Source organism: Sphingobium nicotianae (assembly GCF_018603885.1).
Taxonomy (GTDB): Bacteria; Pseudomonadota; Alphaproteobacteria; order Sphingomonadales; family Sphingomonadaceae; genus Sphingobium; species Sphingobium nicotianae.
Genome location: NZ_JAHGAW010000003.1, coordinates 276255 through 289139, shown reverse-complemented (window position 1 = coordinate 289139; position 12885 = coordinate 276255). Strand labels below are relative to the sequence as shown.

The window sequence follows — 12885 nt, the reverse complement described above, 5'->3', positions numbered from 1 at the left end:
AACATAATGAGTGATATGAGCGACGCCCCCCGGCTGGACAGCGAGATGCAGGCGGCAGACGCCGGCCTCGGCCGCAACATGCGGCTGCTCGCCGACATTCCGGTGCGCATGTCCGTGGAGGTGGGCTCCACCCAGCTGCGCCTGGCCGAGATCATGAACCTGGGCGAGGGCAGCGTCGTGCAGCTCGATCGCCAGGCCGACGAGCTTCTCGACATCATGGTGAACGGCACTTTGGTGGCACGCGGCGAGGTCGTCACCGTCAATGGCCGCTATGGCGTGCGGGTCGTCGAGATCGCCTCGACGGAGGCAAGACTTGCGGGTATTGAGCGCCGGGCATGAGCGCTCTTGGCTGGTATTTCCTGAAGCTCCTGATCCTGCTGCCGATGATCGGCGGCATGGCCTTTGGCGCGTTGTGGCTGTGGCGCAAATATCAGCCGGGTATGCTCGCCGGCCAGAATGACCGCAACGTCAAGCTGCTTGAAGTGCTGCCGATGGGCACCTTCGGCAAGCTCGCCGTCGTCGAGTTCGACGGCAAGAAGATCCTCCTCTCCGTCACGCGGGGGAAGATCGAGAAGATTTCCGAAAGCGATCCGCTCAATGGCTAAGGCCATGCGCTCGTTCGTCCTCCTGCTCGCCTTCCTGTTGAGCGCGACGAGCCTCGTGCAGCCCGTTTTCGCGCAGGCCACTCCGTCGACCACGCCCGTCGCCCAGGCGGCGCCCGCGGCGCCGCCCGCGGCCGCCGCGCAGGCCTCGGGCGCGCTCACCAAGGCGCTGGACGACGTCTCGGGCGATGGCCGCCCGCTCTCGCTGTCGCTGCAGATCCTCGTCCTGATGAGCCTGTTGACGGTGCTGCCGTCGCTCGTGCTCATGATGACCAGCTTCACCCGCATCATCATCGTGCTGTCACTGCTGCGCCAGGCGCTCGGCCTCGCCCAGACGCCGCCCAACCAGGTGCTGGTCGGCCTCGCCCTCTTCCTCTCCATGTTCGTGATGCGCCCGGCGATCGACCAGATCTCGCAGACCGCCTACACGCCTTATGGCGCGGGCCAGATCAGCATCGAGGAAGCGATCAACCGCTCGGGCAAGGTGTTCCACGGCTTCATGACCAAGCAGACCCGCCAGAGCGACCTCGCTTTGTTCCAGGGTCTTGCCAAGGCGCCCGCCTTCCGCACGCCCGCCGACATTCCCTTCACGATCCTGCTGCCCGCCTTCGTGACGAGCGAGCTCAAGACCGCCTTCCAGATCGGCTTCATGATCTTCCTGCCGTTCCTGATCATCGATCTCGTCGTCGCCTCGACGCTGATGGCGCTCGGCATGATGATGCTCTCGCCGACGATCATCTCGATGCCGTTCAAATTGCTGCTCTTCGTGCTGGTCGACGGCTGGGCGCTCACCATGGGCAGCCTCGCCGGCTCCTTCGCGACCTGACGGGAAGGAGCGATCCATGGACAATGGTGATTTCTTCATTGGCATCGCGCAGCAGGCGCTCTGGGTGGCGGCGCTCGCCACCGCGCCGATTCTGCTGCCCGCTCTGGTCTGCGGCATCCTCGTCGGCATGTTCCAGGCCGCCACCTCGATCAACGAGGCGACACTCTCCTTCGTCCCGAAGCTGATCGTGGTGGGCGCGACGCTCGTCCTGTTCGGCGCCTCGATCCTCATGCTGGTCGCGGATTTCACGCGCGAGATCTTCGAGCGGATACCGGACATCCTCGCGTGATTGCACCGGGCTTTGCCGGCGTCGAGGCGCAGCTCTGGCTTCTGCTGCTTGCGATGATCCGCCCGGGCGCCGCCTTCATCGCGGCGCCGGTGTTCGGCGCGGCCGCCGTGCCGGTGCAGCTGCGCATCATCCTCTCGATGGCGATCGGCATGGCCGCGCTTTCCAGCGTCCATTTCACCTTGCCGGCGGACGGGCTTGCCAGTTTCGCCGGCATCGCCCTGATCGGCGGCGAGGTCGTTGCGGGTCTGTCGCTCGGCTTCGCGCTGCAGATCGGCTATTCGGCGGCCTTCATCGCGGGGGAATCGATCGCCAACGCCATGGGCCTCGGCTTCGCCTCGATGGTCGATCCGCTGAGCGGCAACAGCACCGCCGTGGTCGGCCAGTTCCTCTCGATCATCGCGACCTTCCTGCTGCTCGCCATGGACGGCCATCTGCTGCTGATCCGCTACATCATCGCGAGCTATCAGGCGCTGCCCCCCGGTGGCGGGCTGATGCCGGCGGCCGTATTTCAGAGCATCGCCGCGTTCGGCGGCTCGATGTTCGCGATGGGGGCGGTGATCGCGTTGCCCGTCACTTTCACGATCATCCTCGTCCAGCTCGTCATGGCGATGCTGGCGCGCACCGCGCCCTCGCTCAATCTTTTCTCGGTCGGCATGCCCGCGACGTTGCTCGCCGGTCTCATCCTCCTCGCCGTCGGCGCGCCCGTGATGGGCGAGGCGATCACGCAGGCCCTGCGCTCGAGCCTGGACATGGTCCAGACCCTGTCGGGCGGCTGACATGGCACAAGAGGCGCCCAGCGGCGGCGAAAAGACGGAAAAGCCGACAGCCAAGCGCCTGTCGGACGCCGCCAAGAAAGGCGACATCCTTCAGTCGCGCGAGCTCTCCACCGCGCTGGTGACGATGGCCGGCATCGCCTGGCTCGCCGTGACTGGCCCGAGCATGGTCGGCGCGATCAAGCAGATGCTGGCCGAGGGCCTGCGCTTCGATGCGAGCGACGTGGCCGGCTTCGCGCCGGAGCAGCGCGCGGCGCATCTCCTTTCGACCATTGCCGTGCCGCTCATCGGCGTGCTGGCGGTGACGCTCGTCGCGGCCTTCGCCGCGCCCGCCATGCTCGGCTCGCTCGGCTTCCGCGCCGAGGCTTTCTCCTTCAAGCCGGGCAAGCTCAATCCGGCCAACGGCATCAAGAAGATCTTCGGTATCCAGGGCCTGGTCGAGCTGCTGAAGTCGATCGTCAAGATCCTCGTGATCGGCTCGATCGGCCTCTACCTGCTCTGGCAGCGGATGGGCGCGATCGCCAATATGGGCAAGCTCGGCATCGAGCCGGCGATCAGCGAATTGGGTTCGATCTTCATCTTCGTGGCGCTGGCGCTCGCCGCTTCGCTGTTCCTGGTCGCCGGCATCGACGTGCCCGCGCAGATGATCCAGCGCGCCCGGCGCCTGGGCATGACCAAGCAGGAGATCAAGGAAGAGCATAAGGAAGCGGAAGGCTCGCCCGAGGCCAAGGGTGCCATTCGCCGCCGGCAATATGAGACGCTCAATGGCTCGGTGCGCAAGGCGGTCGAGGAGGCCTCGGTCATCCTCACCAACCCGACCCACTTCGCCGTGGCGTTGCGCTATCATCCCGGCCGCGACGCCGCGCCGCTGGTCCTTGCCCGCGGGGTCGATGAGACCGCTGCGGCGATCCGCGCCTATGCCAATGAGAAGGAAGTGCCCGTCCTTCAATATCCGGAGCTGACCCGCGCCATCTACTTCACCTCGCGCGCGGGCCAGGAGATCGACGAGCGGTTGTTCATGGCGGTGGCGACCGTGCTCGCCTTCGTGTTCCGCGTCGAGAACCGCATGGCGAACGAGATGGATCGCCCGCATGTCGATCTGCCCGAGGCGATGCGCTTCGATTCGGATGGCAAGAACACAGTGAATTAAAGCTTCATTGAACTCGTCCGTCTTTTGGTGACGGGGACACATTAGAGATGGTGTGTCATGAGCGAATTCTTGTCTCGAACCGGGCCCGTGGCGCCGGTGGCCAGCGCAACCGAGCGCGGTCCCGCCGTGCGCCCGCCTGTGCCGGTAAAATCGATGCGCAGCGGCATCGAAACCGGCACGCATTCCGCGCCCGGCATCGCCGAGCGAACAAGCGCGGCGGCCGATTATGCAAAGCTCAAGGCTGATATTGCCGACGTGCTGGCGGGGATTCCGTCCGATCGCGTCGGGGGCTCGGAGGCGGCGCAGAAGGCTGAGCGCTCGATCGTCGCGCTGATGCCCGATCCGATCGTCGTGCTGCCCCTGCCGCCGGCAGATCCGATGATCGTCGCCTTCGTCGCGCAGGTCGCCCAGACGATCGCCCGGCAGACGGCGCAGACCCGCGCGGCCCAGGCCCACGCAACCCCGATCATCGTCGAAGCCGCCGCGAACTGAAGCCTGGGACGGCCCGATTGGGGAAAAGCGTTTTTCCTGCCCGGTCTCCCTAAAGAACCGCCGCGCACGGTCGTTCTGGGGAATGAAGGGAAATTCGCATGGTCGATATTGCATCCACTCTTGGCATCGGTTCGGGCATCGACACGGCCTCGCTCGTGTCCCAGCTGACCGCCGCGACCTACGATCCCAAAGCGAACGCGGTCAACACACGCGTCACGACCAACAGCGCGCGCGTCTCCGGCGTCGCCTCGGCCAAGAGTGCGCTCGACACCTTCTCGAATGCCCTGACCGAGCTGCTCAAGTCGGCCGACTATAACGGCACGCCCGTCTCGAACGACACGTCGATCGCGGCCGTCGGCCTGTTGACGGGCGGAGTGCCGACCGGTCTGCCCGCCCAGCTGGAAGTGCGCGCGCTTGCCAATGCACAGGTGCTGCAGGGACCGGCGCTGAGCGCTTCGACCGCCGTCGCCGGCACAGGCGATCTCACGCTGACCGTGGGCTCGACCTCCACCACGATCACACTCACCAGCCCCCACAACACGCTGCAGGATCTGGCGACCGCAATCAACAGCGCCAAGGCCGGCGTCAGCGCCTCGATCGTGACCGATCAGTCGGGCGCGCGGCTGGTGCTGAAGGGCGCGACGGGCGCAGCGAATGCCTTCACCCTGAGCGCCGGCGCCACCGCTGATGCCGATCTCCAGCGCTTCACCTGGGATGGCACGACCGGTGGCATGGCGCGCCAGCAGCAGGCGAGCAATTCCAAGATCACCATCGACGGCGTCGACATGGAGTTCGCTTCGAACCAGGTGACGACGGCTATTCCCTATGTGCGCATCGACCTCAACCGGGCTGCGCCGGGCACCACGGTCACCCTGGCGACCGACCAGCCCACCTCGAGCATGGCTGATCTGGTCGGCGAGTTCGTCTCCGCCTACAATAATCTCAAGACGGCACTCAACACGTCGATGAACGGCAGCTCCGACGGCAAGACCGTGGGGCTCCTGTCGTCCGACGGCGGCCTGCGCGAAATGTCGCGCCGCCTCGCCTCTCTCGTCTCGACGCAGCTCACCGACACCGGCGACTACAGGACGCTCGGCGATCTGGGCGTGCAGACGCAGCGCGACGGCACGCTGACGCTCAATTCGACGGTGCTCAACGCGGCGCTCGCGAAGAATCCGCAGGCCGTCACGCAGATGCTCAATCCGACAGTCCCGTCGACGACCAATCCGGGCATCGCGGGCGCGCTCAAGGGCGTCACGGACTATTTGAACGCCACCGATGGTCCGCTCGCCAGTTCCAAGGCGATCTACGACAATCTCGCCAAGAGTCTGCAGACCCAGCTCGACAAGATCGGCACGGACCGCACCGATTATAGCGACCGGCTGACGAAGACCTACTCGGCGATGCAGACGCAGCTGCTCAAGATCAAGTCGACCCAGTCCTATCTGGATCAGCAGATCGCGCAGTGGAACAGCAGCAAGAACTAAGCGCCCAGAACGCGCCGACCACGATCACGACCAGCAGAGGGGAACGAAAAAATGTACATGGGTCAGCAACCGATGAAAGCTCTCAAGCGCTATGCCGCGGTCGATACCGGCAGCCGCGTCGAGGGCGCCAGTCCCCACCAGCTCGTGAAGATCCTGTTCGATGAGCTGCTGCTTGCGCTCGACACATCGGCGCTGGCGCTGAAAGCCGGCGATCGCCACAAATGCCTCGATCGGCAGACCCGCGCGCTCGCCATTCTCCACGCGCTCGAGACCAGCCTCGATCACGACCGTGGCGGCGAAGTCGCGCTGAGCCTCGCCATCGTCTATCGCGAGGTGCGCCGCCGCACGCTGCAGGCGACCTCGACCGGGGAGGCTGCATCGATGGAAGACGCGCGCGGCTTCATCGCGGAAATCGCCAGCGCCTGGAATCAGATCGGCTGAACGTTTCGCTCCGGCGACGCCGGGGCTGATGCGGCCCATTTCCCCTTGGCAGGGATGGGCAGGGGGCGGTAGGCATCGCCCATGTCCGTCTCGCCCGCAGAGTCCCCCGCTATTCCCGAAGCACTCGACGCGAGCTGGCGGGACGCTCTGGCCGGGGAATTTTCCGCTCCTTACATGGCCGATCTCAAGCGCTTCCTTGTGGCGCGTCGCGCGGCCGGGGCGCCCATCTTCCCGCGCGGCAAGGACTGGTTCAACGCGCTTGCCATGACGCCGCTGACGTCCGTGCGCGCGGTCATCCTCGGGCAGGATCCCTATCATGGTCCCGGGCAGGCGCACGGCCTGTGCTTCTCCGTCCTGCCCGGCGTCCCGCCGCCGCCGAGCCTGGTCAACATCTTCAAGGAGCTGCGCGAGGATGTCGGCTTCGTCCCGCCCGGTCATGGTCATCTCGTCCATTGGGCACAGCAGGGCGTACTTTTGCTGAACAGCGTGCTGACGGTGGAGCAAGGCCAGGCCGGCGCGCATGCCGGCAAGGGCTGGGAGCGGTTCACCGATGCGGTCATCGCGCGCGTCGCGGCGCAGCAGGCGCCGGTCGCCTTCCTGCTCTGGGGCGCCTATGCCCAGAAGAAGGCGGCGTCCGTCGCCGATGCCGGCGGCGCCGGCCGGCACCTGGTACTCAAGTCGCCACACCCCTCACCGCTCTCGGCCCACAACGGCTTCTTCGGCTGCCGCCATTTCTCGCGCGCCAACGCATTTCTGGAAGCGAATGGCCGTGGCGCGATCGACTGGACCTTGCCCATTTCGGCTTAAACCTGCCGGATCGACCCCGGATAGCCGTTCAGCGCCGGATCGGCCGTCACCAGCGTCAGCCCCTCGATCAGCGCTTGTGCCACAAGCAGGCGGTCGAACGGATCGCTGTGCCGCGGAGGCAGGGCCGCGACGGCGACGACATGCTCGCCCGTCACGCTGATCTCCTGATAGCCATTGTCGATCAGGCCGCGCCGCAGCCGCTGGCCATCGACCAGCAGGTCCGGCCGCTCGACACTGCTCTTGACCGAAATTTCCCACAGGCTCGCCGCGCTGAAATGCAGGTCATTGTCCGGATCGCGCACCAGCCGCAGCGCGGTGGCGCTCAGGCGATCGGGCTGGCTCGCGGCGAGCAGCAGCAGCCGCGTGTCGAGCAGCAGCTTCACCGCGTCCGGTCGCCGAAGCCGGGCGCGGACATGCGGTCGAAATCGTCGGGAATGCGCAGCTCGCCCATCAGGAAGCCGGTGCGCCGCCGCTCGCGGGCGGCCGGGGCGTCCAGCGGCACCAGCTTGGCCATCGGCCGACCCGCCTTGGCGATGACGACGCTCTCCCCCCGCGCGGCGCGATCGACCAGGCGGGACAGGTGCGTCTTGGCTTCGTGGATATTGACGACGTCCATGATCCCTCCCGGACTAGACTAAGTAGCCTTAGTCCGGTCGCGATCTATCCACAAGTATTCCATCCCCGAGGTCGCGGGCAAGGCCGCCAGTTAGCTCCTGTGCTGGACGGAAGGACAGTCGCCTTTCCCACGGGCGAAAATTCCGGCAGGGAGAGACGCCATTCCCTCGAATCGGATCATCCTCCATGGCTTCCGGCCTCGCCGCCCTTCTCGATGACGTCGCCGCCATTGCACGCCTCGCCGCGGCCTCGCTGGATGACGTTTCGGCGGCGGCCGGCAAGGCCAGCGTGAAGGCGGCCGGCGTGGTGGTCGACGATACCGCCGTCACGCCGACCTATGTGACCGGCTTCTCGCCCGAGCGCGAGCTGCCGATGATCTGGCGCATCGCGCTGGGCTCGCTGCGCAACAAGCTGCTGATCCTGCTGCCCGCCGCCTTGCTGCTGAGCGCGCTCCTGCCAGTCGCGATCACGCCGCTGCTCATGATCGGCGGCGCGTTTCTCTGCTTCGAGGGCGCCGAGAAGATTCTCGAGATCGTCCATGGCGGCCATGGCGAGGAGGCGGCGCCCGAGGAAGGCGATCCGGCGCATCTGGAGAAGGAGAAAGTGTCCGGCGCGATCCGCACCGATCTCATCCTCTCCGCCGAGATCATGGCCATCGCGCTGGCCGACGTGGCGAGCAAACCGCTCTGGGAGCAGGGCGTCGTCCTCGTCATCGTCAGCATATTGGTGACCATCGGCGTCTACGGCGCGGTTGGCCTGATCGTGAAGCTGGACGATATCGGCCTGCATCTCGCCCGGCGCGGCGGCGCGGCGATCCGCGCCGTCGGGCGCAGTCTCGTCCGGCTGATGCCGATGATCCTGAGCTTGCTGGAGACGGTCGGCATGGTCGCGATGCTCTGGGTCGGCGGCGGCATCATCCTGCACGGCCTCGAGCATTCGCCGCTGTCCGCCCTGCCGCACCTGGTCCACGCGGCGAGCGCGGCGGTGAGCCACGCCGGGATCATCGTCTGGACGATCGGCGCATTGCTCTCGGCGATCTTCGGTTTTCTGGTCGGGCTGGGCGTCGTCGCGGTCGTGCATGCGGTCCAGAAAGTGCGGGGGAAGAACCAGGCGTTCACGTCACCTTGAACTCGTTTCAGGGTCCATTTCGCGGATTCGACCTGGGTCTGCGGGGCGGATGGATGCTGAAACAAGTTCAGCATGACGGGCGTTGGCGTGCCTCAGCGCTCCGGCAGGCAGCCGAACCCGTCCTTCAGCTTCGCCGAGCGCGAGGCGAGCAGCGGCACCGAGCCGGTCACGCGCCGCTCCCGCTCGTCGTCCGAATAACGGACCAGCGGCATCCAGTCGATCCCGGAGAGGTCGCCCCGGCAGCTCGCGAGATCGCGCCCCTCGATATAGCGGCACGAGCAGGCCATGCGCGCGCCCAGGCCTGCCGCCTGCCCCGCGTGACGCTGCCAGCCCGTCCAGCTGACCGCCGTGTAAAAGGCGATGAGCGCCACCGGCACCCAGATGAGGCGCCGGCCCAGCCGAGTCGCAATCTTGCCGTCCCCTTTCATTGCCGGGCGTGATAGGGCCAGACCCCATGAAGCGCAAAACGAAGATCGTCACGCTGTGCGCCGCGCTTGCGTTGCTCGGCGCCGGTGCCCTGCTTGCGGTCCCCGGCGCCTCGCAGGACATTCCGGCGAGCCGCTATGCAGTGCTCAAGGATAGCGACGGCGTCTCCGCCCTCGCCCTGCGCGAGGCGATCGATCCCTTTTTCGACGAGGCGGATGGCCCCGGGTCCGGCGAGACGCGCGCGCTCGTCGTGATGCGCGGCGGCCGGATCATCGCCGAGCGTTATGCGCCGGGCTACGGGCCGCAGAGCCGCTTCCTCTCCTGGTCGATCGCCAAGACGGTGACCGGACTGCTGGTCGGCATCATGGTTTCCGATGGCCGGCTCGGGCTGGACGATCCCGCGCCCATTCCGGCCTGGCATCAGCCGGGCGATCCGCGCTCGGCGATCACCCTGCGCGAGTTGCTCCAGATGCGCTCGGGTCTGCAAAACAGCGAGCTATGGCAACCCGGCGGCCATAGCGACGCGCTGGACATGGTCGTGGGCGAGGGCGCGCGCGATCAGGCCGCATTCGCCGCCGCCAAGCCGTTGGTCGATCCGCCCGGCACGCGCTTCGTCTATAGCAGCGCGACCAGCATGATCCTCGCCGGCATCGTCACCGATCAGCTGGCGCCCGGCGCCGGCCCGCAGCAGCGGCGCGATGCCATGGCGCGCTTCCTCGCCGCCCGCTTCTCCGGCCCGCTCGGCCTCACCGGCCTCGCTCCCGAATATGACGAGGCCGGCACGCTGCAGGGCGCGGCCTTCCTCCACATGACCGCACGCGATTATGCCCGGCTTGGCGAGCTGATCCGCCATCGCGGCCGCGCCAACGGGCGCCAGCTGGTCTCGGACAAATGGTTCGACGTGATGTTCGCGCCCTCGCCGGCCAATCCCGCCTATGGCGCGCAACTCTGGCTCAACCGGCCGAGCGAAGAGAGCGAGCTTTTCCCCGGCCATGCCAGCCCGCAGGTCATGGCGGCGATCGGCCATCGCGGCCAGTTCGTGCTCATCTCACCGGCGCAGCAGCTGGTGATCGTCCGCCTCGGCAACAGCCGCGACGAGGAGATCGCGCCGCTGCGCGATGCTCTGGCGAGTCTGGTGCGGCGGTTTCCGGAGTAGGCACAGAGCGGCCAAACGCTCCCACCTCCGTTCGTCCTGAGTAGCCATTGAGCTTGTCGAAATGGCGTATCGAAGGACCGAGGACTGACCCTTCGATACGGAGCCTTCGACAAGCTCAGTCTCCTACTCAGGACGAACGTGAAAATTATAGGAGGTACCCCCCCTCGATCACCGTCCTGCATTGCCCGGTCAGCACCGCCCGATCGCCCGCCAGCTGGCACCCGACATAGCCGCCCCGCCTGCTCGCCTGATAGGCGGTGAAGCGCTCGCGCCCGAGCCGCGCTGCCCAATAGGGCGTCAGCAGGCAGTGGGCGGATCCCGTCACCGGATCCTCGTCGATGCCCGCCCCCGGCGCGAACGCGCGGCTGACCACATCGGTCTCGCTGCCCGGCGCGGTCGCGATGATGAGCAGGTCACCGAGCTTCGCGAGCGCCGGGAAATCAGGCGACAAGGCCCGCACCGCCGCCTCGTCGGCATAGACCAGCAGTGCATAGCCGCCCTCTCGCCAGTGCATTGCCTCCGGCGCCGGCCCGCCCATCAGCGCAGCGATGTCGGCGCGGGCGGCCGGCGCCATCTCCCAGGCCGGCAGATCGAGCGCATAGCCGCTGCCCGATCGCGAGACGATGAGGTCGCCGGCCTTGCGGGTGCGGAAGCGGATGTCCGGCGCATGCCCCATCAGCACATGCCCGCTCGCCAGCGTGGCATGGCCGCAGAGCGCCACCTCGACCGCCGGCGTGAACCAGCGCAGCTCATAATCCGCGCCGGCTCCCTCAGGCAGCTTCACCGTGAAGGCCGTCTCGGCGAGATTATTCTCCTGCGCGATTCCCTGCAGCACGGCGTCGTCCAGCCAGCGCTCGAGCGGCATGACCGCCGCCGGGTTGCCGGTGAAGGGCGCATGGGCAAAGGCATCCACCTGCGTGAACGGGATGCGTGTCATTTCCGGCTGTCCTCCGCTGCCTTGAGATCCGCGATCAGATCGTGCGCGTCGCGCCCGGCGATCGGGTCCTTGATGTCGACATGGCCTTCCGGGTCCGGGTGGATCAGCACTTCGATACCGGGAAATTCGGCGAGCAGCGCCGCTTCCACCTCGTCCATCACTTCGTGGACCTTCGCCATGGTCATGGCCGGGTCGACCCACATGTGGAACTGCACGAGATCTTGCGAGCCGCTGGTCCGGGTGCGCAGGTCGTGAATGCCGGCAAGCGCGGGATGGCGTGAGGCGACCGCGAGGAACTGCTCGCGCTTGGCGACCGGCCATTCCTTGTCCATGAGCTGGTCGATCGCATGGACGGCGGTCTTCCAGGCGCCCCAGGCGAGCCAGAGGCCGATCGCCAGGCCGAACAGGGCGTCGGCGCCATGCACGTGGAGCATCGCTTCAAGTACAAGCGCGGCGATCACCGAGGCGTTGAGCGCGAGATCGCTGCGATAATGGAGATTATCCGCGCTGATCGCCACCGATCCGGTCGCGCGGATGATACGTCCCTGATACCAGACCAGGAGCACGGTCAGCGCCATCGCGAAGAGCGAGACGCCGATGCCATAGCCGATCGCGGTCGGCTCGCCCGCCCCGCCAATCCGCTCGATCGAGCGGATCATGATGCCCACCGCGGCGATGCTGATCATCGATACCTGGAAGAGCGCGGCAAGTGCTTCGGCCTTGCCGTGGCCGAAGCGATGCTCATGATCCGCCGGCTGGGCGGAGACATGCACGGCAATGAGCGTGACGATGCTGGCGATCAGGTCAAGCCCGGTGTCGGCCAGCGAGCCCAGCATCGCGATCGAGCCGGTCCGCCAGACGGCATAGATTTTGAGGGCGCTCAGGATCAGGGCAACGCTGACGCTCGCCAGCGCGGCTCCGCGATTGAGCGCGCCGCCTTCGGTCGGGGTCATGACCGCAGTCTCATCACCGGGCCATTCATGGGAACAGCAGGCCGGACCTCCAGCCACCCTTGCCATCCGGCTCATAGCGCGTGCGCTCGTGCAGGCGGTGCGGCCGGTCGAGCCAGAACTCGATGGCGAGCGGCGTCACGCGGAAGCCGGACCAGTTGGCCGGGCGCGGCACCGCGCTACCGGCAAAGCGCGCCTCGACGTCGCGGAAGCGCTGCTCGAACGTCTCGCGCCGGTCGAGCGGCCGGGACTGGTCGGACGCCCACGCGCCGAGCTGGGAATCGCGGGCGCGGCTGGCGAAATAGGCGTCGGCCGTCGCAGCATCGACCGGGCCGATCGGGCCTTCGATGCGCACCTGCCGGCGCAGCGACTTCCAGTGGAAGAGCAGGGCGACATGGGGATTGGCCGCGAGCTCGGCTGCCTTCCGACTGTTCAGATTGGTGTAGAAGAGGAAGCCGTCCGGTCCATGGCCCTTGAGCAGCACCATGCGAACGGAGGGGTGCCCGGCGGCATCGGCGGTGGCGAGCGCCATGGCGTTGGAATCCGGCTCCCCGGCGCGGGCCTCCGCATACCAGGTATTGAACAGCGCGAAGGGATCGTCGCTGGTGGTGGTCGGGGAGGTTGGGGAGGAAGGCTCGGTCATGCCGCTTTCCTAACCCTCGCGCCCGGCAGTGTCGAGCATGGCGCAGGCCCCGCAGTGGCGACAAAACGATGTCCTACGGCCTCCAAAATCAGTACGTGAGAGATGCAACGATTTGAAAAGACGGAACTTTCATTTAATTCCCATTGCGCACACGTGTGAAGTT

The 12885-nt window shown here is 66.9% G+C and carries 18 protein-coding genes; 12 read left to right on the top strand and 6 right to left on the bottom strand.

Going from position 1 to position 12885, the window contains the following annotated elements; genetic code table 11:
* The first annotated feature begins 6 nt into the window (after window positions 1–6).
* The 10 genes from fliN (at window position 7) to ung (ending at window position 6867) form a co-directional block, all read left to right on the top strand.
* Window positions 7–339, top strand: coding sequence for a flagellar motor switch protein FliN (gene fliN / locus KK488_RS05935; RefSeq protein WP_214622214.1), 333 nt, complete (start codon window positions 7–9; stop codon window positions 337–339).
* Window positions 336–605: a FliO/MopB family protein gene (locus KK488_RS05930; RefSeq protein WP_214622213.1), complete on the top strand. Its 270-nt coding sequence runs from the start codon at window positions 336–338 to the stop codon at window positions 603–605. Before fliN ends, KK488_RS05930 begins: the two co-directional genes overlap by 4 nt.
* Window positions 598–1428: a flagellar type III secretion system pore protein FliP gene (gene fliP / locus KK488_RS05925; RefSeq protein WP_250890113.1), complete on the top strand. Its 831-nt coding sequence runs from the start codon at window positions 598–600 to the stop codon at window positions 1426–1428. Before KK488_RS05930 ends, fliP begins: the two co-directional genes overlap by 8 nt.
* A gap of 16 nt (window positions 1429–1444) precedes the next feature.
* Entirely contained in the window at window positions 1445–1717 is a 273-nt protein-coding gene (gene fliQ / locus KK488_RS05920) for a flagellar biosynthesis protein FliQ (protein WP_214622212.1), read from the top strand.
* Window positions 1714–2493: a flagellar biosynthetic protein FliR gene (fliR, locus tag KK488_RS05915; protein WP_214622211.1), complete on the top strand. Its 780-nt coding sequence runs from the start codon at window positions 1714–1716 to the stop codon at window positions 2491–2493. Before fliQ ends, fliR begins: the two co-directional genes overlap by 4 nt.
* A 1-nt stretch (window position 2494) precedes the next feature.
* Window positions 2495–3640 (top strand): EscU/YscU/HrcU family type III secretion system export apparatus switch protein, encoded by a 1146-nt coding sequence (locus KK488_RS05910; protein ID WP_214622210.1) that lies wholly within the window; start codon window positions 2495–2497, stop codon window positions 3638–3640.
* A gap of 57 nt (window positions 3641–3697) precedes the next feature.
* Window positions 3698–4132 (top strand): hypothetical protein, encoded by a 435-nt coding sequence (locus KK488_RS05905; RefSeq protein ID WP_214622209.1) that lies wholly within the window; start codon window positions 3698–3700, stop codon window positions 4130–4132.
* A gap of 98 nt (window positions 4133–4230) precedes the next feature.
* Window positions 4231–5619, top strand: coding sequence for a flagellar filament capping protein FliD (fliD, locus tag KK488_RS05900; RefSeq protein WP_214622208.1), 1389 nt, complete (start codon window positions 4231–4233; stop codon window positions 5617–5619).
* A 72-nt stretch (window positions 5620–5691) separates the two neighbouring features.
* Complete coding sequence (fliS, locus tag KK488_RS05895) at window positions 5692–6060, top strand: flagellar export chaperone FliS (protein ID WP_250890112.1); 369 nt, start codon at window positions 5692–5694, stop codon at window positions 6058–6060.
* Window positions 6061–6141: 81 nt separating this feature from the next.
* Window positions 6142–6867, top strand: coding sequence for a uracil-DNA glycosylase (gene ung / locus KK488_RS05890; RefSeq protein WP_214622206.1), 726 nt, complete (start codon window positions 6142–6144; stop codon window positions 6865–6867).
* Here ung and KK488_RS05885 read toward each other — a convergent pair.
* Both KK488_RS05885 and KK488_RS05880 read right to left on the bottom strand, forming a co-directional pair.
* Window positions 6864–7250, bottom strand: a complete 387-nt coding sequence (locus KK488_RS05885; RefSeq protein WP_349356855.1) for a type II toxin-antitoxin system VapC family toxin — start codon at window positions 7248–7250, stop codon at window positions 6864–6866. The genes ung and KK488_RS05885 overlap by 4 nt on opposite strands.
* Complete coding sequence (locus tag KK488_RS05880; RefSeq protein WP_250890111.1) at window positions 7247–7483, bottom strand: type II toxin-antitoxin system Phd/YefM family antitoxin; 237 nt, start codon at window positions 7481–7483, stop codon at window positions 7247–7249. The genes KK488_RS05885 and KK488_RS05880 overlap by 4 nt, the downstream gene beginning before the upstream one ends.
* A 185-nt stretch (window positions 7484–7668) precedes the next feature.
* On the opposite strand from KK488_RS05880, the gene KK488_RS05875 reads away from it, so the two are divergent.
* A complete protein-coding gene (locus tag KK488_RS05875) occupies window positions 7669–8610 on the top strand; it encodes a DUF808 domain-containing protein (protein WP_214622205.1) in 942 nt (313 codons plus the stop codon).
* Between the two features lie 92 nt (window positions 8611–8702).
* Here KK488_RS05875 and KK488_RS05870 read toward each other — a convergent pair whose 3' ends face one another.
* Window positions 8703–9038 carry a hypothetical protein gene (locus KK488_RS05870; RefSeq protein WP_214622204.1) on the bottom strand — a complete coding sequence of 112 codons (336 nt, stop codon included), beginning with the start codon at window positions 9036–9038 and terminating at the stop codon, window positions 8703–8705.
* A 26-nt stretch (window positions 9039–9064) separates the two neighbouring features.
* Between KK488_RS05870 and KK488_RS05865 the strand changes: the two genes are divergently transcribed.
* Window positions 9065–10192, top strand: coding sequence for a serine hydrolase domain-containing protein (locus KK488_RS05865; protein WP_214622203.1), 1128 nt, complete (start codon window positions 9065–9067; stop codon window positions 10190–10192).
* A gap of 145 nt (window positions 10193–10337) precedes the next feature.
* Here the strand turns inward: KK488_RS05865 and KK488_RS05860 are convergent, their stop codons facing one another.
* The 3 genes from KK488_RS05860 to pdxH are packed head-to-tail and all read right to left on the bottom strand — an operon-like array spanning window position 10338 to window position 12722.
* Window positions 10338–11129 carry a PhzF family phenazine biosynthesis protein gene (locus tag KK488_RS05860; RefSeq protein ID WP_214622202.1) on the bottom strand — a complete coding sequence of 264 codons (792 nt, stop codon included), beginning with the start codon at window positions 11127–11129 and terminating at the stop codon, window positions 10338–10340.
* The gene (locus tag KK488_RS05855) at window positions 11126–12082 is read right to left on the bottom strand and encodes a cation diffusion facilitator family transporter (protein WP_250890110.1); all 957 of its coding nucleotides are present in this window, start codon (window positions 12080–12082) and stop codon (window positions 11126–11128) included. The genes KK488_RS05860 and KK488_RS05855 overlap by 4 nt, the downstream gene beginning before the upstream one ends.
* A gap of 25 nt (window positions 12083–12107) precedes the next feature.
* Window positions 12108–12722, bottom strand: a complete 615-nt coding sequence (gene pdxH / locus KK488_RS05850; protein ID WP_214622201.1) for a pyridoxamine 5'-phosphate oxidase — start codon at window positions 12720–12722, stop codon at window positions 12108–12110.
* Window positions 12723–12885 lie beyond the last annotated feature (163 nt).